The 22,137-nt window shown below is 69.0% G+C and carries 21 protein-coding genes and 4 tRNA genes; 12 read left to right on the top strand and 13 right to left on the bottom strand.

The window, feature by feature from the left end; all coding sequences use genetic code 11:
* Positions 1-55: 55 nt before the first annotated feature.
* Both ACTWQR_RS31810 and ACTWQR_RS31805 read left to right on the top strand, forming a co-directional pair.
* Positions 56-130: transfer RNA gene (locus ACTWQR_RS31810), tRNA-Asp, on the top strand.
* Positions 131-579: 449 nt separating this feature from the next.
* A complete protein-coding gene (locus ACTWQR_RS31805; RefSeq protein WP_443230663.1) occupies positions 580-783 on the top strand; it encodes a DUF6274 family protein in 204 nt (67 codons plus the stop codon).
* 469 nt (positions 784-1,252) lie between these two features.
* On the opposite strand, the gene bldC is transcribed toward ACTWQR_RS31805, so the two are convergent.
* Both bldC and ACTWQR_RS31795 read right to left on the bottom strand, forming a co-directional pair.
* Complete coding sequence (bldC, locus tag ACTWQR_RS31800) at positions 1,253-1,459, bottom strand: developmental transcriptional regulator BldC (RefSeq protein ID WP_003949541.1); 207 nt, start codon at positions 1,457-1,459, stop codon at positions 1,253-1,255.
* A gap of 528 nt (positions 1,460-1,987) precedes the next feature.
* Entirely contained in the window at positions 1,988-2,842 is an 855-nt protein-coding gene (locus ACTWQR_RS31795; protein ID WP_443230662.1) for a hypothetical protein, read from the bottom strand.
* Positions 2,843-3,065: 223 nt separating this feature from the next.
* On the opposite strand from ACTWQR_RS31795, the gene ACTWQR_RS31790 reads away from it, so the two are divergent.
* Together ACTWQR_RS31790 and ACTWQR_RS31785 are read left to right on the top strand one after the other, a co-directional pair.
* Positions 3,066-4,148 (top strand): Leu/Phe/Val dehydrogenase, encoded by a 1,083-nt coding sequence (locus tag ACTWQR_RS31790; protein WP_443230661.1) that lies wholly within the window; start codon positions 3,066-3,068, stop codon positions 4,146-4,148.
* 290 nt (positions 4,149-4,438) lie between these two features.
* The gene (locus ACTWQR_RS31785; RefSeq protein ID WP_443230660.1) at positions 4,439-4,690 is read left to right on the top strand and encodes a DUF3073 domain-containing protein; all 252 of its coding nucleotides are present in this window, start codon (positions 4,439-4,441) and stop codon (positions 4,688-4,690) included.
* Between the two features lie 198 nt (positions 4,691-4,888).
* Here ACTWQR_RS31785 and purM read toward each other — a convergent pair whose 3' ends face one another.
* From purM to purS, 9 genes are all read right to left on the bottom strand, one after another.
* Positions 4,889-5,959, bottom strand: coding sequence for a phosphoribosylformylglycinamidine cyclo-ligase (gene purM / locus ACTWQR_RS31780; protein WP_443230659.1), 1,071 nt, complete (start codon positions 5,957-5,959; stop codon positions 4,889-4,891).
* A gap of 45 nt (positions 5,960-6,004) precedes the next feature.
* On the bottom strand, positions 6,005-7,531 hold the full coding sequence (gene purF / locus ACTWQR_RS31775; RefSeq protein ID WP_443230658.1) for an amidophosphoribosyltransferase: 1,527 nt from the start codon (positions 7,529-7,531) through the stop codon (positions 6,005-6,007).
* Positions 7,532-7,603: 72 nt separating this feature from the next.
* Complete coding sequence (locus tag ACTWQR_RS31770; RefSeq protein ID WP_443230657.1) at positions 7,604-8,446, bottom strand: META domain-containing protein; 843 nt, start codon at positions 8,444-8,446, stop codon at positions 7,604-7,606.
* A 72-nt stretch (positions 8,447-8,518) separates the two neighbouring features.
* Complete coding sequence (locus ACTWQR_RS31765) at positions 8,519-9,316, bottom strand: sterol carrier family protein (RefSeq protein WP_443230656.1); 798 nt, start codon at positions 9,314-9,316, stop codon at positions 8,519-8,521.
* A 150-nt stretch (positions 9,317-9,466) separates the two neighbouring features.
* Entirely contained in the window at positions 9,467-10,297 is an 831-nt protein-coding gene (locus ACTWQR_RS31760) for a M23 family metallopeptidase (protein WP_443230737.1), read from the bottom strand.
* Between the two features lie 27 nt (positions 10,298-10,324).
* Positions 10,325-10,822 carry an ArsR/SmtB family transcription factor gene (locus ACTWQR_RS31755; RefSeq protein ID WP_443230655.1) on the bottom strand — a complete coding sequence of 166 codons (498 nt, stop codon included), beginning with the start codon at positions 10,820-10,822 and terminating at the stop codon, positions 10,325-10,327.
* A gap of 111 nt (positions 10,823-10,933) precedes the next feature.
* Complete coding sequence (gene purL, locus ACTWQR_RS31750) at positions 10,934-13,192, bottom strand: phosphoribosylformylglycinamidine synthase subunit PurL (protein WP_443230654.1); 2,259 nt, start codon at positions 13,190-13,192, stop codon at positions 10,934-10,936.
* Positions 13,189-13,869, bottom strand: coding sequence for a phosphoribosylformylglycinamidine synthase subunit PurQ (gene purQ / locus ACTWQR_RS31745; protein ID WP_443230653.1), 681 nt, complete (start codon positions 13,867-13,869; stop codon positions 13,189-13,191). Before purQ ends, purL begins: the two co-directional genes overlap by 4 nt.
* Positions 13,866-14,129, bottom strand: coding sequence for a phosphoribosylformylglycinamidine synthase subunit PurS (gene purS, locus ACTWQR_RS31740; RefSeq protein ID WP_033526749.1), 264 nt, complete (start codon positions 14,127-14,129; stop codon positions 13,866-13,868). Before purS ends, purQ begins: the two co-directional genes overlap by 4 nt.
* Positions 14,130-14,498: 369 nt before the next feature.
* Between purS and ACTWQR_RS31735 the strand changes: the two genes are divergently transcribed.
* The 8 genes from ACTWQR_RS31735 to ACTWQR_RS31700 all read left to right on the top strand — a co-directional run bounded on the left by ACTWQR_RS31735 (position 14,499) and on the right by ACTWQR_RS31700 (position 19,368).
* The gene (locus ACTWQR_RS31735; RefSeq protein ID WP_443230652.1) at positions 14,499-14,816 is read left to right on the top strand and encodes a histone-like nucleoid-structuring protein Lsr2; all 318 of its coding nucleotides are present in this window, start codon (positions 14,499-14,501) and stop codon (positions 14,814-14,816) included.
* A gap of 255 nt (positions 14,817-15,071) precedes the next feature.
* Positions 15,072-15,143: transfer RNA gene (locus ACTWQR_RS31730), tRNA-Gly, on the top strand.
* A gap of 79 nt (positions 15,144-15,222) precedes the next feature.
* Positions 15,223-15,298: transfer RNA gene (locus ACTWQR_RS31725), tRNA-Gly, on the top strand.
* A gap of 186 nt (positions 15,299-15,484) precedes the next feature.
* Positions 15,485-16,450: an ABC transporter ATP-binding protein gene (locus ACTWQR_RS31720; protein ID WP_443230736.1), complete on the top strand. Its 966-nt coding sequence runs from the start codon at positions 15,485-15,487 to the stop codon at positions 16,448-16,450.
* Positions 16,447-17,259, top strand: a complete 813-nt coding sequence (locus tag ACTWQR_RS31715; protein ID WP_443230651.1) for an ABC transporter permease — start codon at positions 16,447-16,449, stop codon at positions 17,257-17,259. The genes ACTWQR_RS31720 and ACTWQR_RS31715 overlap by 4 nt, the downstream gene beginning before the upstream one ends.
* 43 nt (positions 17,260-17,302) lie before the next feature.
* A complete protein-coding gene (locus ACTWQR_RS31710; protein ID WP_443230650.1) occupies positions 17,303-18,652 on the top strand; it encodes a sensor histidine kinase in 1,350 nt (449 codons plus the stop codon).
* Entirely contained in the window at positions 18,652-19,272 is a 621-nt protein-coding gene (locus ACTWQR_RS31705) for a response regulator (protein ID WP_443230649.1), read from the top strand. Before ACTWQR_RS31710 ends, ACTWQR_RS31705 begins: the two co-directional genes overlap by 1 nt.
* A gap of 23 nt (positions 19,273-19,295) precedes the next feature.
* Positions 19,296-19,368, top strand: a tRNA-Gly gene (locus ACTWQR_RS31700).
* Between the two features lie 92 nt (positions 19,369-19,460).
* Here ACTWQR_RS31700 and ACTWQR_RS31695 read toward each other — a convergent pair.
* Entirely contained in the window at positions 19,461-20,369 is a 909-nt protein-coding gene (locus ACTWQR_RS31695; protein ID WP_443230648.1) for a phosphoribosylaminoimidazolesuccinocarboxamide synthase, read from the bottom strand.
* A gap of 133 nt (positions 20,370-20,502) precedes the next feature.
* Positions 20,503-22,041 carry a N,N-dimethylformamidase beta subunit family domain-containing protein gene (locus ACTWQR_RS31690; RefSeq protein WP_443230647.1) on the bottom strand — a complete coding sequence of 513 codons (1,539 nt, stop codon included), beginning with the start codon at positions 22,039-22,041 and terminating at the stop codon, positions 20,503-20,505.
* Between the last annotated feature and the right edge of the window lie 96 nt (positions 22,042-22,137).

The raw sequence follows: 22,137 nt of genomic DNA, 5'->3' as shown, positions 1-22,137 counted from the left end.
CCCTCCTGTAGAGTCTCTTCTCGCAGCGCAACGCAAGAATCGCACTGCGAAACCTGGTCCTGTGGAGCAGTTTGGAGTGCTCGCCACCCTGTCAAGGTGGAGGCCGCGGGTTCAAATCCCGTCAGGACCGCTTGGATTGAGGGCCTCGTATCCGTCAAGGATGCGGGGCCCTTCCTCACGCCCGCCCACACCGCCCCGAAAGCGCCCGCCACCCCGTCAAGGCGGAGGCCGCGCCTGCGGCGCAGCCGCAATCGGGCACAGCAAATCCCGTCAACACCGCTTGGATTGAGGGCCCCACGTCTACCAAGGATGCGGGGCCCTTCCTCACGCCCCGCACAGGAGCGCCCCAAAGGGGCGCGGGGCCGTGACATCGTGCGGCTCCGCCGCGTGGGCGCGACCAGCCCCCACGGACCCGCAGCCGCACACCGCCGCCACAATCCCTCACGCCGGCGCAACCTCCGCCAGACCTCGCTCGCCCCACAAGCCCTCCCAAGCCCCGCACAGCGCACCGCGGGCTTGACGCCGTCACATTCCGCCGGTACTCAGAAACCAGGGCCCAACACCCCACCGGAGGTGGCTATGGCGGCGTCCGCTAGGCATGAGACGCGAGCTCTGCTCCGCGCCCATCTGTCGGCCGCTTCCGGCTACCGCTACGGCTACCGCCACCTGACTCGGCACTGTCCGATCTGTCACCGGCTCCTCCGACTGGCCTCGGAGCCCGGCCCGGGCGGCAAGGAGAGCCCCGAGGGCGCCACCGCGGACGAAAGCCCCTCGACGGCATGAGCGGACCGAGCAGCGTGCGCAGCGCTTCACGCATCAACTGCCCCTGGGGCAGCCCCAGATGCACTCGGCCCCATTAGCGCACGAACGCCACACGAACCAGGACTCTGGCATGTGACGGGTGTCACTGCATAGGATTTCAAACCGGTGGAACTTACCCCCCACCTACAACTGGTCAATTTAATATGTGCAATTGCACCAGCCTCAGAGACCGACCGCCGGCGATCCAACAGGCCTCCCCAGGCTGCGACAAGGCCGCTCACAGACCGGCCTCGCACCCCATGACCAGCGCACAAAAAAGATCGCGCTGGACTCGGCGGAGTCCAGCGCGATCCACGACGCACCCTTGTTGCTTGTGGTTCCTGCTCGGGCGTGGACCCCGTTGGGGCAGGATCCGCGTCGCTTGGAGCTTGGGTTCGGGCGTACCGACAAGTGGGGGACCTGCCGAAATGCCCTGCTATGGAGTTGTTGTTCAGGCTTCGCTGCGCTGCTGCGGGATGCCCGCGAGCAGAGCGCGGACCTCAGCTTCGCGGTAACGGCGATGCCCGCCGAGCGTGCGGATCGAAGTGAGCTTGCCTGCCTTCGCCCACCGCGTGACCGTCTTCGGGTCCACGCGGAACATCGTGGCAACCTCAGCGGGGGTCAGCAGCGGCTCGGCATCAGGGGTGCGAGCGGTCATGAGCGGCCTCCTCGGGAGAACCGAACCTTCTCGGTTCTTTCCTCTAAATTCTGCACCTTGACCCGCGTTGCCCGAAATGGCGGACGCGGGCCGAGTCGGTTATAGGACGAACGGCTTGTCCTCGGCACTACAACTACACCATCTGTCCAGCCACGTCGGCCAAACCGATGGAATTGCCCTCCCAGGTGTTCATCAGCGACGGAAGCCGATGGACCATGCCATAGCGGACAGTCACGCCACTGTGACGATCAGTCACAGTGGCGATCAGGAGTCACCAGACCCCCCATAGTGCGCAATGCTGAGATTCCACCCATACATGAGTAGATGGAGCCTCCCCCGGACTCCTTGTCCTATTTTGGCATGAGGAGGGGCGTTAGGCGCAAGGTCCACGTAAGTGCCGTCCGTCACGCTTACCCCGTAAGACCCGGATGGGTCTTACGTCCTGTCAGATCCCGTGACACAGAGGAACCGAGGGAAGTGCCGAACGCGGCGGGTGAGCTCGGGCACTCAAGTCCCGGCAGACGGCCTTCAGTTCGCCGACCGGCGGTCCCGCACCGACCGCCACCGCTCCACGAGCCGGCCGTACGCCTCCCCGGCCCCGACCCCGTCGCCGCTGCGCAACGCCTCGACGCCCTCGGCCACGTCCGCCGCCGAGTGGTCGCCGTCGAGCTCCGCGGCGGGCAGGACGTGCACCAGGCCGCCGTAGTCCAGCTCGACCAGCGAGCGCGGGTGGAACTCCTCCAGCCAGCGCCCCACATCCACCAGGCCGTCGATGAGCGGCCCCTCGTCAAGGGTGTCCCTGAGCGTCCGCAGGGCCCGCGCCACCCGCCGCCGCGCCTGCACCATCGGCGTCCGGTAGCGCAGCACGGGCGCGTCCTCCTCGGCCCCGGAGCCGGTCCCCTTGTCGTACTCGCGCTCCTCGTCCGAGACCAGCACGAACCAGTTCAGCGGGACCTGCCAGGTCGACGTGCGGATCCAGGGCCGGGCGTCGGGGTTGCGGGTCAGCCAGCGCTCGTAGTCCTGGGTCGCCTGGCGGCGTACGACCGCGGGAAGCACCGCGTCCAGGAGCGGCGGCGGCAGCTCCTCGGCCAGGTCTCCCAGGGCCTGCCAGCCGCGCAGCCGGGTGCGCCAGGGGCACACGCACAGCACCCCGTCCACCTCGGCGACGAACGCGTCGCCGCTCTCGTGCACCGGCACCGGGATCGGCGGGATGGGCAGCAGGTCGGCCAGGGAGCGACGCAGTTCGTCCTGGTACGAGGGGCGCTCCGGGCGACGCGCGTAGCGCGCCCAGTGGTCGCGCTCCGGTTCCGGGAAGGCGGCCAGCGGTTCGTACACGCGGAGATAGGCCGCGTACGGGACGATCAACGAGGACACCTTGGGCACGCCTGCTCCCTCCCCCGACAGCCACCAGGAAAACCCGCGAAACCCGCACACAGGCGCGCGGGAAAACTATGCAAATCGTCCCACGGCCCAACCCCCCGAGTAGGTGATCCTGAACACTGCGCCGATGGCGGGCGGGCGCAGGCTCTAATCTCATGCCCACGGGACCCGCCACCCGTACGGGACCCGCCCCTCAATCGCCGCTTATTACCTGGGAGTCACCACCGTGACCGACGTAACCGACGGCGTCCTGCACACCCTGTTCCGCTCGGATCAGGGGGGCCATGAGCAAGTCGTGCTCTGCCAGGACCGAGCCAGTGGCCTCAAGGCCGTCATCGCCATCCACTCGACCGCCCTGGGCCCCGCCCTCGGCGGTACGCGCTTCTACCCGTACGCGAGCGAGGAGGAGGCCGTCGCCGACGCGCTGAACCTCTCGCGCGGGATGTCGTACAAGAACGCCATGGCCGGACTCGACCACGGCGGCGGCAAAGCAGTGATCATCGGCGACCCCGACAGGATCAAGACCGACAAGCTGCTCCTCGCGTACGGCCGGTTCGTGGCCTCGCTCGGCGGGCGGTACGTGACCGCCTGCGACGTCGGGACGTACGTGGCCGACATGGACGTCGTCGCCCGGGAGTGCCGCTGGACCACCGGCCGCTCGCCGGAGAAGGGGGGCGCCGGCGACTCCTCCGTGCTGACCGCGTTCGGCGTCTTCCAGGGCATGCGGGCCTCCGCCCAGCACCTGTGGGGCGACCCGTCACTGCGCGGCCGCACGGTCGGTATCGCGGGCGTCGGCAAGGTCGGTCGCCACCTGGTGGAGCACCTGCTGGAGGACGGCGCTCAGGTCGTGATCACAGACGTACGGCACGAAGCCGTGCGGAGCATCGCCGACAAGCACCCGTCCGTGGGAGTGGTCGCCGACACCGACCGGCTGATCCAGGCCGAGGGACTCGACATCTACGCCCCCTGCGCCCTGGGCGGCGCCCTGAACGACGACTCCGTGCCGGTGCTCACCGCGAAGATCGTCTGCGGTGCGGCCAACAACCAGCTGGAGCACGCCGGAGTGGAGAAGGACCTCGCCGACCGCGGGATCCTCTACGCGCCGGACTACGTGGTGAACGCGGGCGGTGTCATCCAGGTCGCCGACGAGCTGCACGGCTTCGACTTCAAGCGGTGCAAGGCCAAGGCCGCGAAGATCTTCGACACCACGCTGGCCATCTTCGCACGTGCGAAGGCGGACGGGATTCCACCGGCTGCCGCGGCCGACCGTATCGCCGAGCACCGGATGGCGGAAGCACGCCGTCCGTGACGTCCGGGGGCGTCCGGTGGGTACCCGTCGGCGGATGTTGGAGAGAACTCTCACGTTCGTCGGCGGGTCGTTCGCCAAGAAGAGGCTAAAATCGCGGTTGACCAGCGAGGACAGGGCACCTCGCGGGTTCTGGGCGTAGGCACGTCCTGCGGGCGACGTACCGTATGGGCGTGGGCTCAGGTACCGTGGATGCCCTACGGACCGGTCTCTCCACGGAGAGCCCGTTCCAGATCATGAACGCGTGTCAAGACTCTGGGGCCGTCGAGCCCCGTCACCGAGGGGGTCGAGCCATGGGGCGCGGCCGGGCCAAGGCCAAGCAGACGAAGGTCGCCCGCCAGCTGAAGTACAACAGCGGCGGGACTGACCTGTCGCGTCTGGCCAACGAGCTGGGCGCTTCGACTTCGCAACAGCCGCCGAATGGCGAGCCGTTCGAGGACGATGACGAGGAAGATGACCCGTACGCCCAGTACGCGGATCTCTATAACGACGACGCGGACGAGGACGATGAGTCCGGTCCCGCGTCGCAACGCCGCGGCGCTTGACGTCGTTCCAGCTGAGCTTGTCGTTCTAGCTGCGCTTTCCCGGTCCGGGGCGGTTTCGCGCCGGACCGGGTTTTGTGCATGGCGCTCCGCTTGGGGCGCCGGTATATCTGCGGGTCGTCCATATGCCTGCGGGTCGTTTTGGGCTGATCGCGCAGTTCCCCGCGCCCCTGAGTGGGGCGCCCCTGACCCGGCGTCTGATCAGTTGGCGTAGTCGCCGGTCAGTGTTGCGCCCGTCTCGTGGGCGGCGCGGTCGGTGATCTCGCCTGCCACCCAGGCGTCCACGCCCCGGTCGGCCAGGGTGGCCAGTGCCACATCCGTGGACTCCTCCGGGACGATCGCGATCATGCCGACGCCCATGTTCAGCGTCTTCTCCAGCTCGAGGCGCTCGACCTGGCCGGTGGTGCCGACGAGGTCGAAGACGGGGGCCGGGGTCCAGGTGCCGCGGTCGACGATCGCGTGCAGGCCGTCCGGGATCACGCGGGCCAGGTTGGCCGCGAGGCCGCCGCCTGTGATGTGCGAGTAGGCGTGCACGTCGGTCGTGCGGGTCAGGGCCAGGCAGTCCAGCGAGTAGATCTTGGTGGGCTCCAGGAGCTCCTCGCCGAGCGTGCGGCCGAACTCCTCGACGTGCTGGTCGAGCTTCAGCTTCGCGCGGTCGAAGAGGACGTGCCGGACGAGCGAGTACCCGTTCGAGTGAAGACCGGAGGCCGCCATGGCGATCACCGCGTCACCCGTACGGATACGATCCGCGCCCAGCAGCCGGTCGGCTTCCACAACGCCCGTACCGGCGCCGGCGACGTCGAAGTCGTCCGGGCCGAGGAGGCCCGGGTGTTCGGCCGTCTCGCCACCGACGAGGGCGCAGCCGGCGAGGACACAGCCCTCGGCGATGCCCTTCACGATGGCGGCGACGCGCTCGGGGTGGACCTTTCCGACACAGATGTAGTCGGTCATGAAGAGCGGCTCGGCGCCGCACACCACGATGTCGTCCATAACCATCGCGACCAGGTCGTGGCCGATGGTGTCGTACACGCCGAGCTGCCGGGCGAGGTCGACCTTCGTGCCCACGCCGTCGGTGGCGGAGGCGAGCAGCGGCCGCTCGTAGCGCTTGAGGGCGGAGGCGTCGAAGAGGCCGGCGAAGCCGCCGAGGCCGCCGAGGACCTCGGGGCGCTGCGTCTTCTTCACCCACTCCTTCATGAGCTCTACGGCGCGGTCGCCCGCCTCGATGTCGACGCCGGCAGCTGCGTAGCTGGCACCTGTGGTCTCAGAAGACATGACAGTGAGAGCTTTCGTGTCGTACAGCTGAAGTGCTGCGGGGTCTTACGGGCGACGGATCGCGTCGGCCGCGGCCGTGGCTGCCGGACCGGCGGCCAGTTCGGTCTCCAGGAGCTGCTTGCCGAGCAGCTCGGGGTCCGGGAGCTCCATCGGGTACTCGCCGTCGAAGCAGGCGCGGCAGAGGTTCGGCTTGGCGATGGTGGTCGCCTCGATCATGCCGTCGATGGAGATGTACGAGAGTGAGTCGGCGCCCAGGGAGGTGCCGATCTCGTCGATGGTCATGCCGTTGGCGATCAGCTCGGCGCGGGTCGCGAAGTCGATGCCGAAGAAGCAGGGCCACTTCACCGGGGGCGATGAAATCCGGATGTGGACCTCTGCCGCGCCCGCCTCACGGAGCATCCGGACGAGCGCGCGCTGCGTGTTGCCGCGGACGATCGAGTCGTCCACGACGACCAGGCGCTTGCCCCGGATGACTTCCTTCAGCGGGTTCAGCTTCAGACGGATGCCGAGCTGGCGGATCGTCTGAGAGGGCTGGATGAAGGTTCGGCCGACGTACGCGTTCTTCACCAGGCCGGCACCGAACGGGATGCCGGAGGCCTCCGCGTAGCCGATCGCGGCGGGCGTGCCGGACTCCGGGGTCGCTATGACCAGATCGGCCTCTACAGGGGCTTCCTTGGCGAGTTTGCGGCCCATTTCGACGCGCGAGAGGTACACGTTCCGGCCGGCGATGTCCGTGTCCGGACGGGCCAGATACACGTACTCGAAGACGCAGCCCTTGGGCTTCGCTTCCGCGAATCGGGAGGTACGGAGGCCGTTCTCGTCGATGGCGACGAACTCGCCGGGCTCGATCTCCCGGACGTAGGCCGCGCCGCAGATGTCGAGGGCGGCGGACTCGGAGGCGACGACCCAGCCGCGCTCCAGGCGACCGAGGACCAGCGGGCGGATGCCCTGCGGGTCGCGGGCCGCGTACAGCGTGTGCTCGTCCATGAAGACGAGGCTGAAGGCGCCCTTGACCTGCGGGAGGATCCTCGCGGAGGCCTCCTCGATGGTCAGCGGCTTGCCCTCGTCGTCGACCTGGGCCGCGAGGAGCGCGGTGAGCAGGTCGGTGTCGTTGGTTGCCGCCACACGCGGAGTGCGGCCCTCCTGCTTGGGCAGGTCGGCGACCATCTCGGCGAGCTCGGCCGTGTTGACCAGGTTGCCGTTGTGGCCGAGCGCGATGGAACCGTGCGCCGTGGCACGGAAGGTGGGCTGGGCGTTCTCCCAGGTGGACGCGCCGGTGGTCGAGTAGCGGGCGTGACCGACCGCGATATGACCGAGGAGCGAACCGAGCGAGGCCTCGTCGAAGACCTGGGACACGAGGCCCATGTCCTTGAAGACGAGGATCTTGGAGCCGTTGCTGACCGCGATTCCCGCGGATTCCTGGCCTCGATGCTGTAGGGCGTAGAGCCCGAAGTAAGTGAGCTTGGCGACCTCTTCACCGGGAGCCCAGACTCCGAAGACGCCGCAAGCGTCCTGGGGGCCTTTCTCGCCGGGGAGCAGATCATGACTGAGTCGACCGTCACCACGTGGCACGCCACCGAGTGTAGGCGAGATCGACCACTGGTCCGAATTGGGGAATCCCTGAAGATGCGAGTCCCTAATGGATCACTCCGCGGCGACGGCTTCGACGCCCGTTCCGTTTTCGCTGGTCAGCGTGAGGGTTCGGTCCTTGAGCTGGTACTTCACCGTGCCGTTGAAGAGCTTCAGCAGGGCCCGCTCGGTGTCCATGAGTGAGGCGGAGCACATCATTCGAGTGGTGCCGGGGCTGCCCAAAGTGATATTGCCGTCGCTGACCGTGGCTTTCGCCGTCACCTTGTTGCAGCCGAGCTGGCCGCGGACGGTGCCCTTCTCGTCGAACGTGAGGTGGACCTTGCCGTCGGCCTCGGAGGACAGGGGCACGGCCGACTCGCCCTTCACCTCGCCCTTCATCAGCGAGGTGACGTTCCACTTCGTGCCGTAGAGCTCGGCCGGCTGTTCGGCGGTGAGTTTCACGGTGTGCCCGTCCTTCGTGGTCAACGTCAGCTTGTCGTCGTTGACCTCGGCCTTGATCGTGCTGCCGGAGATCACGTCGCCGAGTCGGGACTCGAACTCCATCGTCCCCTTGGTCGTACAGGCCATCTCGGTCTTCATCGTGTCGTCGCCGACCTTGATGGTGTCGCCCTTGACCTCGGCGCTCGCCCCGAAGTGGTTGCAGCCGTAGTTGCCGCCCACCCTGCCGTCCTCGGCGAACTCGATGTGGGCTCCGGCCGGGGCGTCGTACGTCTTGCCTCCGGTCGTCACGCTCTGCACGCTCCACTGCTTGCCGGTGATCTCGACGGACTGGCCGGTGCCTACGGAACCGGAACCGGATTTGTCGTCGCCGCTCTCCGTGCCGCAGGCGGCGGTGGCGAACAGCCCGGTGATGGCCAGGACGCTGAGGCTGCTGAGGGTAAGACGCTGCGTGTGCATGCCGCTTTGACGGGACGGGTGGGGTGGTTGGTTCCCCTTCTGGGTGAACGGGGGCACCGCATCCGGAAGAGCTCAGCGCATCAAGGGAAGCAGTCCGCCCAGGTCGGACCTTTCCCCGCTCGCGCTGACCTCGGCGTCGGCGAGGGCAGCCCGCCATTCCGTTCGCCCGGTCGCGAGCCGGATCCAGGTCAGGGGGTCCGTCTCGACGACGTTCGGCGGGGTGCCGCGGGTGTGGCGCGGGCCCTCCACGCACTGCACGACCGCGTACGGCGGCACGCGCACCTCCGTGGAGGCGCCGGGTGCCTTGGCCGCGAGCGCGTCGGCGAGGAGACGGGTGCAGGCGGCGAGGGCCTGGCGGTCGTACGGGACGTCGAGGCCCGGGACGGCCGCGTTCAGGTCGTCGGTGTGGACAACCAGCTCGACCGTGCGGGTGACGAGGTAGTCGGCGAGGGTCATGGAGCCCGTGCGGGCGGCGAGCCGCCGGGTGTCGGGGGCCGCCGCCAGGCGCTCGGTGAGGCGCCGCTCGGTGCGGGCGTAGAGCGCGTCGAGGTCCGGGTTCGCCCTGGCCAGTTCCCGGGTGTCCGCGGCGATGTCGTCCGACCTGCCGGAGGTCGCGAACGGCCAGTCCAGCAGGGCGAGCTCCGCCTTGTCCGGTTCCTCCCGGTCGAGGTTCCGGCTGACGGTCTCGACGGCCATGGTGATGTGCGCGGCCAGGTCCCGTACGGTCCAGTCGCCCAGCCGGGTGGGGAGGGCGAGCCGGTCGCCGCCGAGCGTCCGTACCGCCTCCCGTACGTTCCCGAACTGCGCGAACACCGCCGCGCGGATCTTGGCCGGGTCGTAGGTACGGGTGCGCTTCTTGGCCGGGGGCATGGCAGGAGCGTACGTCGGTGCGAGGGCTGGGGGCCGCCCCTGGGTAGGGGGTGTGCTCCAGGAATGTGACAGATCTCGGTGGACTGTCACATTCCTGGGGACCAGGTGGGGGGTTACGCCTGCCGGAGCTGCGTCCCCGGTGCCAGGGGCCTAAAGTTCAGCCCGCTCTTGACCAGCCGTGAACGTCTCGCCGTTGGCCGGAACTCCGATTCCCCGCCAACGGAACGGAACACCGAGGGCCGAGTCCACGTCCGGGCCGTCCATCAGCTGGAAGTGGACATGCGGCTCGGTGGAGTTGCCGGAGTTTCCACAGCGGGCTATCTCCTGCCCTGCCCGCACACGGTCGCCCGCCCGCACCGCGAGTGAGCCGCGCCGCAGATGCGCGTACATGGCGTACACCCCGTCGCCCAGGTCGAGAACGACATGATTGCCGACGATCCCGCCCGCGCCGCCGGTCTCCCGGACGGCCGCCTCGATCACCATCAGGTAGGCGAAGGCGGGCCAGGAGTTGCGGCTGAGGTGGTCACGTCGCCAGTCGGAGGCACGCACGACGGTGGCGTCGGCGACGGCGTACAGCGGCTCGTCGAAGGCGGGGAAGGCCCGGACTCGCCGGACGACCGGCCACAGCACGGCGAAACCGGGGCGGGACCTCGGGCCGTCCTCGGGTTCCGCCACGATGTCGATCGCGTACGTCTGCCCGTACCCGTGCGTGCCATGGCTCGGCACCTTGGTGGCGGGGCTGTTGAGGGCGGACCAGCGGCCCCTGACCGGCGGGTCCACCTCGACCGGCGTGCGGTGGGCGGCTTCGCGCCGGGGCCCGCTGCGGCCGACGACCGAGCCGATGGCGAGGGCCACCGCCAGAGGCATGAACACCCACCACCCGTTGATCGAGAAGCCGAAGACAGAGCCCCCGATCACGATGGCGAAAAAGGCCAGCAGGAGAACCCGAAACAGGATCATCGCGGTCTTGCGTACGGACATCATTCCCCCAAAGTCTGTCGCTCGGTATCAGGTCGGCCGAGCCGCAGTCAGGGCCACCAGGAGCGGCACGACCCGCACCGCAGGGATCTCGTAGCGACCACGCCCCGCCTGCCGCAGCCAGCCCGCGGAGGTCAGCTGCCGCAGGTGGTGGTAGATCTGGCCGCTCGTCCCCACGTCGTCGAGCTCGGCCAGTTCGGTGGCCGTACGGCGACCGCCGAGGATCTCGCGGAGCAGCCGCAGCCGCATGGCATGCCCGAGCGCGGCGAAGGCCTCGGCCAACTCGCCCCAGTCGGCGTCGAGCAGCTGCTCGGTGAGCGCGCCGTACTGCCACTCGTAGCGCTCCTCGGTCGGCAACCGCACCGCGCCCGTGAACAGCACGCCCCCGTCGGCCACCTGGGCCAGCTGCTCCTTGAGCCCTTCGAGCGCCCAGAAGTCACCGCTGGACGGAACGACGGGCTCGGGGCCCTCGCTCTCCAGGGCATCAAGACGCCGCTCCAGTTCCGCGACGCGCTGTTCGAGATCCACACCCCGATATTACGTAATTACGTAAAGCCCGACAACAGGTCTGTCCGGATACGGCGAAGCCCCCCGCCCGGGTCGGCGGGGGGCTTCGGTCGAACCGGGTCGGCCTGCCTGTCAGGCAAGCAGCGCCGGGATCGTCTCCTCGTGCGCCGTGCGCAGCTCGGCCAGGGAGAGGGTGAACTCGCCCTGGACCTCCACCGCGTCCCCGTCGACGACCCCGATGCGGGTGACGGGCAGGCCGCGCGCCCCGCACATGTCGTTGAAACGGAGCTCCTCGGAGCGCGGGATCGCGACGATCGCGCGGCCCGCGGACTCGGAGAAGAGGAAGGTGAAGGCGTCGAGCCCGTCGGGTACGACGAGACGCGCGCCCTTGCCGCCGAGCAGTGCCGACTCGACCACGGCCTGGATCAGACCGCCGTCGGACAGATCGTGCGCGGAGTCGATCATTCCGTCGCGGGAGGCGGAGATCAGGATCTCGGCCAGGAGCCGCTCGCGCTCCAGGTCGACCTGGGGCGGAAGACCGCCGAGGTGGTCGTGGATCACCTGCGACCAGGCCGAACCGCCGAACTCCTCACGCGTGTCGCCGAGCAGGTAGAGGAGCTGGCCCTCCTCCTGGAAGGCGACGGGCGTGCGGCGGGCGACGTCGTCGATGACGCCCAGCACGGCCACGACCGGCGTGGGGTGGATGGCCGCCTCGCCCGTCTGGTTGTAGAGCGAGACGTTGCCGCCGGTCACCGGGGTGCCCAACTGCTGGCAGGCGTCGGCCAGTCCGCGAATGGCCTCCGCGAACTGCCACATCACCGCCGGGTCTTCGGGCGAGCCGAAGTTCAGGCAGTCGGACACGGCGAGCGGCTTGGCACCGGTCGTCGCGACGTTGCGGTACGCCTCGGCCAGCGCCAACTGGGCGCCGTGGTACGGGTCCAGCTTGGTATAGCGACCGTTGCCGTCCGTGGCGATGGCGACGCCGAGCCCGGTCGACTCGTCGATGCGGATCATGCCCGAGTCCTCGGGCTGGGCGAGCACGGTGTTGCCCTGCACGAAGTGGTCGTACTGGCTGGTGATCCAGGACTTGGAGGCCTGGTTGGGGGACGCCACCAGCTTCAGGACCTGGTCCTTCAGCTCGTCCGAAGTGTCCGGCCTGGGCAGCTTGTTGGCGTCGTCCGCCTGGAGCGCGTCCTGCCAGGACGGACGGGCGTACGGGCGCTCGTAGACCGGACCGTCGTGCGCGACCGTGCGCGGGTCGACGTCGACGATCTTGCCGCCGTGCCAGTAGATCTCGAGGCGGTCGCCGTCCGTCACCTCACCGATGACGGTGGCGATGACGTCCCACTTGTCGCAGATCTCCAGGAACCGGTCGACCTTCGCCGGCTCGACGACCGCGCACATGCGCTCCTGCGACTCGCTCATGAGGATTTCCTCGGGCGAGAGCGTGGAGTCGCGCAGGGGTACGTCGTCCAGCGTGACGCGCATGCCGCCGGAGCCGTTGGAGGCGAGCTCGGACGTCGCACACGACAGCCCGGCCGCACCAAGGTCCTGGATGCCGACGACCAGCTTCTCGGCGAAGGCCTCCAGGGTGCACTCGATGAGCAGCTTCTCCTGGAAGGGGTCGCCGACCTGGACCGCCGGACGCTTCGACGGCTTGGCGTCGTCGAAGGTCTCACTCGCCAGGATCGAGGCGCCGCCGATACCGTCGCCACCCGTGCGAGCCCCGTACAGGATGACCTTGTTGCCGGAGCCCGACGCCTTCGCGAGGTGGATGTCCTCGTGCCTCATGACACCGATGGCACCGGCGTTGACCAGCGGGTTGCCCTGGTAGCAGGCGTCGAAGACGACCTCGCCGCCGATGTTCGGCAGACCGAGGCAGTTGCCGTAGCCGCCGATGCCGGCGACGACACCGGGCAGTACGCGCTTGGTGTCGGGGTGGTCCGCCGCACCGAAGCGCAGGGGGTCCACGACCGCGACCGGCCTGGCCCCCATCGCGATGATGTCGCGCACGATGCCGCCGACGCCGGTGGCCGCGCCCTGGTAGGGCTCGACGTACGACGGGTGGTTGTGCGACTCGACCTTGAAGGTGACCGCGTAGCCCTGGCCGACGTCGACGACGCCGGCGTTCTCGCCGATGCCGACGAGGAGGGCGTCGGACTGGGGGGCCTTCTCACCGAACTGCTTGAGGTGGACCTTGGAGGACTTGTACGAGCAGTGCTCGGACCACATGACCGAGTACATGGCGAGCTCGGCACCGGTGGGCCGGCGGCCGAGGATCTCCACGACCCGCTCGTACTCGTCCTTCTTCAGGCCCAGTTCGGCCCAGGGCAGCTCGACGTCGGGGGTCTCGGTCGCGTGCTCGACCGTGTCCAGAGGCGTCCGGCTCATACGTTGACCAGCTTCTTGAGGATCGAGGTGAAGAAGGGGAGGCCGTCGGTGCGGCCGGTCCCGATGAGGGGCTCGACCGCGTGCTCGGGGTGCGGCATGAGGCCGACGACGTTGCCCGCCGCGTTCGAGATGCCGGCGATGTCGCGCAGCGAGCCGTTGGGGTTGAAGTCGAGGTAGCGGAAGGCGACCCGGCCTTCCGCCTCCAGCATGTCGAGGGTGCGCTCGTCGGCGACGTACCGCCCGTCCATGTTCTTCAGCGGGATGTGGATCTCCTGGCCGGACTCGTAGTCGGTGGTCCAGGAGGTGGCCGCGTTGTCCACCCGCAGTTTCTGGTCACGGCAGATGAAGTGCCGGTGGTCGTTGCCGAGCATGCCGCCGGGCAACAGATGGGCCTCGGTCAGGATCTGGAAGCCGTTACAGATCCCGAGCACCGGCATTTCCGACTTCGCCTGCTCAATCACGGTCTCCATCACCGGCGAGAAGCGCGCGATGGCTCCGGCGCGCAGATAGTCGCCGTACGAGAAACCGCCGCAGAGCACCACCGCGTCGACCTGCTTGAGGTCCTTGTCCTTGTGCCAGAGAGCGACGGGTTCGGCACCGGCGAGCTTGATCGCGCGCTGGGTGTCGCGGTCGTCGAGGCTGCCCGGGAAAGTGACGACGCCAATACGAGCGGTCACTTTCCGACCTCCGCGACTTCCTCCACCTTGACGGTGAAGTCTTCGATCACGGTGTTGGCGAGGAAGGATTCCGCCAGTTCATGGATGCGGGCGAGCGCGGCGTCGTCCACCGGTCCGTCCACTTCCAGTTCGAATCGCTTTCCCTGACGTACGTCGGAGACACCCTCGAAACCGAGACGCGGCAGTGCACGCTGCACCGCCTGGCCCTGGGGGTCGAGGATCTCCGGCTTGAGCATGACGTCGACTACGACGCGTGCCACTGGCACTCCCGGTGTGTGGTGCTGAGCAGGTTCCTTCAGACTACCCGCACAAAATTTCTACGCGGGTAGATTGGTAGGAATCTACGTGACGGCCATCACGATTCCGCATCGAGGTGCTATCTACGACCTATCGACGGGCTACCTTCACGAAAAATCCTGGGAAAGATCCGGGTCGGGGCCCCGTTCCCTATTGCCCTCGGACACGCCAAGAGATTTAGTCGAGCTTCACATTGGATTGCCGGGCACTGTACAAATGAATTGGCAATAGTCGATACTTTGCCCAATCGCTCATAAAAACAGCCGACAGTCGGCATCTCCGCACGTCGTCGCGCGTCGCTGGAGAGGTGCCGCACGAAGGGACCGATATTCGTGGCGCAGCGTGTCGTAGTCACTCTCTTCGACGACATCGACGGCTCGGAAGCGGCGGAAACGATCGCCTTCGGTCTGGACGGCAAGTCGTACGAGATCGACCTGAATCAAGCCAACGCGAAGAAACTGCGTAAGGCGCTCGAGCCCTACGTGGAGGCCGGCCGGAAGCGGTCGCGCTCCGGCAAGGCCTACCGGCAGACGGCCGTCGCCCCGGACCCGGCGGCGGTCCGGGCCTGGGCGCAGTCCAACAAGCTGGAGGTGCCTGCCCGCGGGCGCATCCCCAAGAGGGTTTACGAGGCGTTCGCAGAGGCGCAGTGACCCCAGGGAGAGGCGTGGCTTCCGCGGGTCAGTTGTTGGGTGTCGGTTTGTTCGGGCTGGTCGCTCCCCCGCTCATGGGGGTCCCCCATCGCGGCGGAGCCACATGTGTCACAGCCCCGCGCCCCCTTACGGGGCCTGGCCCCGGGGTCCTCATCGGACCCTGGGAACAGCCGACTTGCGCTGCACCCCCGCTGATCAGCTAGAGTCTGGAGCACGCCGAGGGGCCAGGCCGAAAGGCCCACCTCACGGAGTCACGCGGGTGTAGTTCAGTAGCAGAACATCCCCCTTCCAGGGGGAAGGCGCAGTGTGCAATTCCTGTCACCCGCTCTGCATCGCTTACCAACCACTGTTGTGGATCAGGTAGGCTGGTGCTTACGCCGACCGGTGAGAGCCGGTCGGAGGCAATGCGGACGTAGCTCAGTTGGTAGAGCGCAACCTTGCCAAGGTTGAGGTCGCCAGTTCGAACCTGGTCGTCCGCTCCAGTCAGTACAAGCAAGTAAAGGCTCCGGTCATCGCGACCGGGGCCTTTCTCGTATGCCCTCGCCCGCTTGCCGAGACCCGATGTCCTCGACTGACACCGTTCTGACATTTGTCATGTGCGGCGATGACAGCACGCACTGCCCGCGTCACTCGGCAGCCGGGACGCTGGTCTCATGAACGCGAATCTCATGGGCACGAACGAACGCGTGATTGAGGTCACTGATCTGCGACGCGTGTACGGGGCAGAGTTCGAGGCGGTCCGGGGGGTGAGCTTCGCCGTGGGCCGCGGGGAGCTGTTCGCGCTGCTCGGGACCAACGGCGCGGGCAAGACCTCCACCGTCGAACTGCTGGAGGGCCTCGCGCCGCCGGCCGGCGGACAGGTGCGGGTCCTCGGTCACGACCCGTACACGGAACGCGCCGTGGTGCGCCCGCGCATCGGCGTCATGCTCCAGGAGGGCGGCTTCTCGTCCGAGCTGAGCGTCGCGGAGACCATACGGATGTGGGCGGGCTGTACGAGCGGGGCACGGCCGGAGGGCGAGGCGCTGGCGCTGGTCGGCCTCGCGCGCCGGGCCGACGTACGGGTGAAGCAGTTGTCCGGGGGTGAGAAACGGCGCCTGGACCTGGCGTGCGCGCTCCTCGGACGGCCCGAGGTGCTCTTCCTGGACGAGCCGACGACCGGGCTCGACGCCGAAGGGCGTCAGGAGACCTGGGAGTTGGTGCGCGAGCTGCGTGAGACGGGCACGACCGTGCTGCTGACCACGCACTACCTGGAGGAGGCGGAAGGGCTCGCCGACCGGCTCGCGATCCTGCACGCGGGGCGGATCGCGGTCTCCGGGACCCCGGCCGAGGTGACCGCCTCCCAGCCGTCCCGGATCTCCTTCGAGCTGCCCGACGGCTACTTCCCCGGCGACCTGCCGCCGCTCGCCTCGCTCGGGATCACCGGGCACGAGATGGACGGGCGGAAGCTCCGGCTGAGCACGAACGAGCTGCAGCGGGCCGCCACCGGGCTCCTGGTGTGGGCCGAACACGCCGGGGTCGAGCTGCGGGGGCTCGATGTGCGGTCGGGGTCGCTGGAGGAGGCGTTCCTGCGGATCGCCCGTGAGGTGTCGGCCGAGGCCGAGAAGGCAGACGTGGAGAAGGGAGGCGTGTCATGAGCGCGGAGACATTGACGCAGACCGCACCCGTGGGTTCGGGTACGGCAGTGACCGCCGCGGGGCGGATGAAGGCCCTCGCACGGGCCGAGCTGACGTTGCTCTGGCGGAGCAGGGCCACGCTCTTCGCGGCCCTGTTCGTGCCGCTGACCTTGCCGTTCACCTTTCGCTTGACGGTCGAGGAGATAGACCTGGAGGAGGCGGGGCTCTCGGTCGGCTCGGTGATCCTGCCGGCCACCATCGGCTTCTCCCTGCTCTTCGCCGTCTACAGCTCTCTGGTGAGCGTCTACGCCGCCCGACGTGAGGAGCTCGTCCTCAAGCGGCTGCGCACCGGGGAGCTGCGGGACGCGGAGATCCTGGCGGGCGCCGCGCTGCCGTCCGTCCTGATCGGGCTGGCGCAGTGTCTGGTGCTGGCGGTCGCCTGCGCGGCGCTCCTCGACCTGGGAGCGCCCGAGGCACCGCACTACGCCGTCGTGGGGCTGCTGTTGGGGCTCGTGATGTGGCCCGCGCTCGCGGCCGTCGTCGCGAGTTTCAGCCGGAGCGTGGAGGGCGCCCAGGTCGCGGCGATGCCCTTGATGCTCGTGTCGATGATGGGCTCCGGCGCCCTCGTACCGCTCGAGGTCATGCCGGACCGTCTCGCCTCCGTCTGCGAACTGCTGCCGCTGTCACCGGTGATCGCTCTCGTACGCGGCGGCTGGACCGGAGACCTCGGCGCGTACGACGCGCTGGGCGCCGTCGCCACGGCTGTGGCCTGGACCGTGCTCGCGGTGTTTGCTGTACGGCGGTGGTTCCGCTGGGAACCGCGACGCTGAGACCGACGGGCCATGGACGGACGACGGAAGGACGGGGACGGGTATGCGCGCGCCGGGAGCCTGGTGGCACGGGAAGAGCACGCCGGCGAAGGTCGAGACGTACACCCGCTGGTCGTTTCACTTCTTCGCGGTGATCGAGATCGCCTCGACCGGGCTCCCGGTGTTCGGACAGGTGGGGGCAGGGCTCGCCGTCTGGCTGTTCCTGCCGCTGTGCGGGCATGCCGTGCTGTGCGCGGTGACCGCGTCCCGGGCACTCGGCTGGACACGCGGCACCCGCGAGCAGCCCGTACGGTTGCTCGCCGCGCTCGGTACGGTTACCGGGCTGCTCGGGATCGGCGCGCTCGCCCTGACGGAGCACGGTCCCGGCGGCGAGGGCACCGACACCGCGGCGGGCACGCTCTTCGCGGGCGTGATGGTCTTCGGGGCCGGGACGCTGGCCCTGGGCGTCCGCAACCGGCGCCGCGTACTGGCGGTCGTGGGCGGTTTCGCGGCGGGCACCGGGGTCGTGGCGTTTCTGTTGGGCATCCCCGGGACCGCCGCCCTGGCCTGGGCGTTGGTCGTACTGATCGCCGGCGGGTTCCTCTCTCTCACGTCCATCTTCTCGGTGTGGCTGCTCAACGCCGTGTACGCCCTCGACGCGGCCCGCGAGACCCGCACCCGCCTCGCCGTCGCCGAGGAACGGCTCCGCTTCGGGCGCGACCTGCACGACGTGATGGGCCGCAACCTCGCGGTGATCGCCCTCAAGAGCGAACTCGCCGTCCAGCTCGCGCGACGCGAACGACCTGAAGCAGTGGAGCAGATGATCGAAGTGCAGCGGATAGCCCGCGAGTCGCAGAACGAGGTGCGCGAGGTCGTACGCGGCTATCGCGAGGCCGATCTCGGCGCCGAACTCGCGGGCGCGCAGGGGGTGTTGACGGCGGCCGGAGTCGACTGCACGGTGACCGGTTCCGCGGCGGGGCTGCCCGTGGCGGTGCAGTCGGCGCTGGGCTGGGTCGTACGGGAGGCTACGACGAACGTGTTGCGGCATGGGAACGCTGAACGGGTTTCCGTGTCGCTGGGGGTGGCGGGGGCGCGTGTCGTCCTCACCGTGGAGAACGACGGGGCGGAGAAGGCCAGGGTGGAGAACGACGGGGTGGAGAACGACGGGGTGGAGAAGGCCGGGGTGGCGTCGCCCGGTGGCTCCGGTCGCCTCGCTGGTGACTCCGGTGGTCGCGGTGGGTCCGGTCTCGCGGGGCTGCGGGAACGGCTGTCGGCGGTGGACGGGACGCTGGAGACGGGCCCGGTCGGGGGCGGGGTGTTCCGGGTGGTGGCGGAGGTGCCGCTGCTGTCCCCCGGTGCTCCGCCCTCTGCTTCGCGGCTGGTTCCGCGCTCGGTGGGCGAGGAGGTCGGCTGATGACGTCCGTACATCGCGTCCGTCTGCTGCTCGCCGATGACGAGCACCTCATCCGTGGGGCACTGGCCGCGCTGCTCGCGCTGGAGGACGATCTGCTCGTGGTGGCGGAGGCGGCCACGGGGCCCGAGGCGCTGGCGATGGCCCGGGCCCACGAACCCGACGTAGCGGTACTGGATCTTCAGATGCCGGGCGCGGACGGTGTGAGGGTGGCCACATCGCTGCGGGCCGAACTGCCGGCCTGCCGGGTACTGATCGTGACGAGTCACGGGCGGCCGGGGCATCTGAAGCGGGCGCTTGCGGCGGGTGTGCGCGGGTTCGTCCCGAAGACCGTCAGCGCGCGGCGGCTCGCGGAGATCATCCGTACGGTGCATGCGGGAAACCGCTACGTCGACCCGGAGTTGGCCGCCGACGCGATCTCCGCCGGGGACTCGCCGCTGACCGTGCGCGAGGCCGAGGTGCTGGAGCTGGCCGCCGACGGAGCGCCCGTCGCGGAGATCGCGGAGCGGGCCGCGCTCTCGCAGGGAACCGTACGGAACTATCTGTCGTCGGCCGTGTCCAAGCTCGGCGCCGAGAACCGTCACTCGGCAGTGCGGCTCGCACGTGAGCGAGGTTGGGTATAGTGGCTCTCGCGCCACGGCGCAGCGCGGACGTAGCTCAGTTGGTAGAGCGCAACCTTGCCAAGGTTGAGGTCGCCAGTTCGAACCTGGTCGTCCGCTCAGAGAAAGCACAGTGAAGAAGCCCCCGGTCGCGATGGCCGGGGGCTTCTTCGTGTGCGGTGTGCGGTGTGCGCTTCTTGTGCTGTGCGCGCTCAGGTCCAGGTGCCGCCGGTCAGTCGCTCGTACGCCTCCACGTACTTGGCGCGGGTCGCGTCCACGACCTGCTGGGGCAGGGCCGGCGGCGGCTGTTCGCTCGCCCGGTCCCAGCCGGACTCGGCGGAGGTCAGCCAGTCGCGTACGAACTGCTTGTCGAACGAGGGCTGTGAGCGGCCCGGCTCCCACTGGTCGGCGGGCCAGAAACGGGAGGAGTCCGGGGTCAGCACCTCGTCGGCGATGACGAGCGTCTCTCCGTCGAAGCCGAACTCGAACTTCGTGTCCGCGAGGATGATCCCGCGGTCGCGCGCGATGTCGCGGCCACGGCCGTAGACGGCGAGCGTCGCCTGACGCAGCTGGGCCGCGGTGTCGGCGCCGACCTGGCGGGCGACCTCCTCGTACGAGACGTTCTCGTCGTGCTCGCCGACCGCGGCCTTCGTGGCGGGGGTGAAGATCGGCGCGGGGAGTTCCGAGCCGTCTGTCAGGCCCTCGGGGAGGGCCAGGCCGCAGACGGTACGGGTCTCCTTGTACTCGGCGAGGCCCGAGCCGGTGAGATAGCCGCGGGCGACGCACTCGACCGGAACCATCTGCAGGGACTTGCAGATCACGGTCCGCCCCTGCCAGTCGGCCGGGGCGCCGGCCGGGAGGTCGCCGCTGTCGGCGCTCACGATGTGGTTCGGGATCAGGTCGGCGAGCTGGTCGAACCACCAGAGGGAGAGCTGCGTCAGGACGCGGCCCTTGTCGGGGATCTCCGTGGGGAGTACCCAGTCGAACGCGGAGATGCGGTCGCTGGCAACCATCACGAGATCGCCCGCCTCGTTCTGGTACAGGTCGCGCACCTTGCCGGTGTGCAGATGCACCAGACCCGGAACCTCGAGGGGTTCGGGCTTTTCTACGAATCCGGACACGGTTCCCTCCCGTGGTTCTGACTGAATGGCTCGATTCTCCCGTATGCGGGAAGCCGCAGGTGAAGGGGGTCCGGTCAGTTGTCCGGCCAGTCGTCCGGCCTGTCGTCCGCCCAGTAGTCCGGACAGTCGCCGGTCAGTCTCGTTTGCAGATGCGGTCCAGGAGATTGGCCGTGGCGCGCTGGACTCGGGGGTCGACGTGGCCCGGGCGGTCCAGGGCCGGGGACCAGGCGAAGGTGCCGGCCGCGAAGACCAGGGCGCCGGAGGGTGCGCGGTACAGGGACGTCTCCTGGTGGCGGATCGCTCCCTCGGTGTCCCGGTAGGGGGAGTGGGCGAGGAGGATACGGCCCTGGTGCTCGGGGAGCGCGACGCGCGGGAAGTAGCGGTCGGCCTCGCCCGCGACCATGCCCTCCAGCTCGTCGCCCTCGTGCGCGCCGGTCGCCTCCCACAGCCAGTGGTCGGCGTTGCGGACGACCAGCGAGTGCGCCTCGGGGACCCGGCCCGCGTACTGGATGCCCAGGATCTCCTGCTCCGGGCGGTCGACGTCACGCCAGAGCGCGGGCTTTCCGGGGCCTCGGCGTTTCAGGCAGGTGAGGAGACGGTCGGGGACGCCGGACGGGGAGGGGCTCAACTCGATCTGCCAGTACATGGTGTTGGCGGAGAGGAAGACGAGCGAGGTGCCGTTCTCGCGGGCGAGTTCCACGGTGCGGCGCATGGCCGTCGACCAGTACTCGTCATGTCCCGGGAAGACCAGACCGCGGTAGCGGGTGGGGTCGACGCGGCCGGCGTGCAGGTCGCGGGCGTCGGCGTAGGCCAGGTCGTAGCCGTAGCGCTCGGCCCAGCGGATGAAGTCGTAGGCGTGGCCCACGTGGAGGGGCAGGCCCGCGCCCGCGTACGGACGGTCGAAGGAGACCGTCGTCGCGGCGTCGGCCTCGCCGAGCAGCCGGCCGTTCTCGTCCCACGCGTGGTAGAGGCTCGCGCCCGTGCGGCCGTCCTCCGGGTAGAGGTTGTACGCCTGCCAGGTGATGTCCGGGAGGAGGAGCAGGAGGTCGGCGGGGTGGCTGTCGCGGACCGTGAAGGGGACGTGGGAGCGGTAGCCGTCGACGGTGGTGAGGACGGCGACGTACGCGCCGATGCTCCAGTAGGACGGGATCTGGAGCCGCCATGACTGCCACCAGTGGTGGCAGGAGACCGTACGGTCCGCGGTGAGCGGTGGTGGCTGGACGATGCCGGAGAGGCGGGGGCTGGTGGTGATCTTGCTGGCGCCGTCGCCTCCGTAGTGGCCGATCCGGTAGATGTCCACGCTGAACTGCTGGGGCGGGTCCACGGTGATGTGGAAGTCGATGGCCTCGCCGGGGGCGGCCGCGCCGGTGGAGGCGAAGCCCTTGATCTGGCGGTGGACGTCATCGGCCGAGCGGGGGCCTCCGGCGGTTGGGCGGGGGGAGTGGGGGTGGCTCGGGGTGGCGTTGTGGCCCGGGTTGCGATGGTCGCGGTTGTGGGGAGCGGTTGCGCCGGGTGTTGGAGTGTGGTCCACGTACCACGGGACGACCTGGCCGGTGTCGTCGAAGTAGTGCTCGCTTCCGCGTAGCCAAGGCACCGGGCCCTGTCCGAAGGGGTCCGTGACGGCGTGCGCCAGCGCTCCCGACTCCCATCGGCGAATCTGCTCCGACCCCATGCGACGTTCCCTCCCTCGTGCCCCCGCTGGCCCTGGTAAGCCCTTGCTGTGTCATGAGCGGTCCCAGCACATCACATTACGCATGCGGACCGTCAC

It is taken from the genome of Streptomyces sp. 2A115 (assembly GCF_052245575.1).
Lineage (GTDB): Bacteria > Actinomycetota > Actinomycetes > Streptomycetales > Streptomycetaceae > Streptomyces.
Note: the sequence above shows the minus strand (reverse complement) of the source record. Positions and strands in the feature narration are given on the sequence as shown.

Bases quoted from the DNA above. Each gene is read 5' to 3' on its own strand.
- ACTWQR_RS31690 (WP_443230647.1), bottom strand. From the start codon at position 22,041: ATGGGGTCGGAGCAGATTCGCCGATGGGAGTCGGGAGCGCTGGCGCAC.
- purM (WP_443230659.1), bottom strand. From the start codon at position 5,959: ATGTCTTCTGAGACCACAGGTGCCAGCTACGCAGCTGCCGGCGTCGAC.
- bldC (WP_003949541.1), bottom strand. From the start codon at position 1,459: ATGACCGCTCGCACCCCTGATGCCGAGCCGCTGCTGACCCCCGCTGAG.
- ACTWQR_RS31760 (WP_443230737.1), bottom strand. From the start codon at position 10,297: ATGTCCGTACGCAAGACCGCGATGATCCTGTTTCGGGTTCTCCTGCTG.
- ACTWQR_RS31805 (WP_443230663.1), top strand. From the start codon at position 580: ATGGCGGCGTCCGCTAGGCATGAGACGCGAGCTCTGCTCCGCGCCCAT.
- ACTWQR_RS31710 (WP_443230650.1), top strand. From the start codon at position 17,303: ATGCGCGCGCCGGGAGCCTGGTGGCACGGGAAGAGCACGCCGGCGAAG.
- ACTWQR_RS31705 (WP_443230649.1), top strand. From the start codon at position 18,652: ATGACGTCCGTACATCGCGTCCGTCTGCTGCTCGCCGATGACGAGCAC.
- ACTWQR_RS31720 (WP_443230736.1), top strand. From the start codon at position 15,485: ATGGGCACGAACGAACGCGTGATTGAGGTCACTGATCTGCGACGCGTG.
- ACTWQR_RS31770 (WP_443230657.1), bottom strand. From the start codon at position 8,446: ATGCACACGCAGCGTCTTACCCTCAGCAGCCTCAGCGTCCTGGCCATC.
- purL (WP_443230654.1), bottom strand. From the start codon at position 13,192: ATGAGCCGGACGCCTCTGGACACGGTCGAGCACGCGACCGAGACCCCC.
- ACTWQR_RS31715 (WP_443230651.1), top strand. From the start codon at position 16,447: ATGAGCGCGGAGACATTGACGCAGACCGCACCCGTGGGTTCGGGTACG.
- ACTWQR_RS31785 (WP_443230660.1), top strand. From the start codon at position 4,439: ATGGGGCGCGGCCGGGCCAAGGCCAAGCAGACGAAGGTCGCCCGCCAG.
- ACTWQR_RS31765 (WP_443230656.1), bottom strand. From the start codon at position 9,316: ATGCCCCCGGCCAAGAAGCGCACCCGTACCTACGACCCGGCCAAGATC.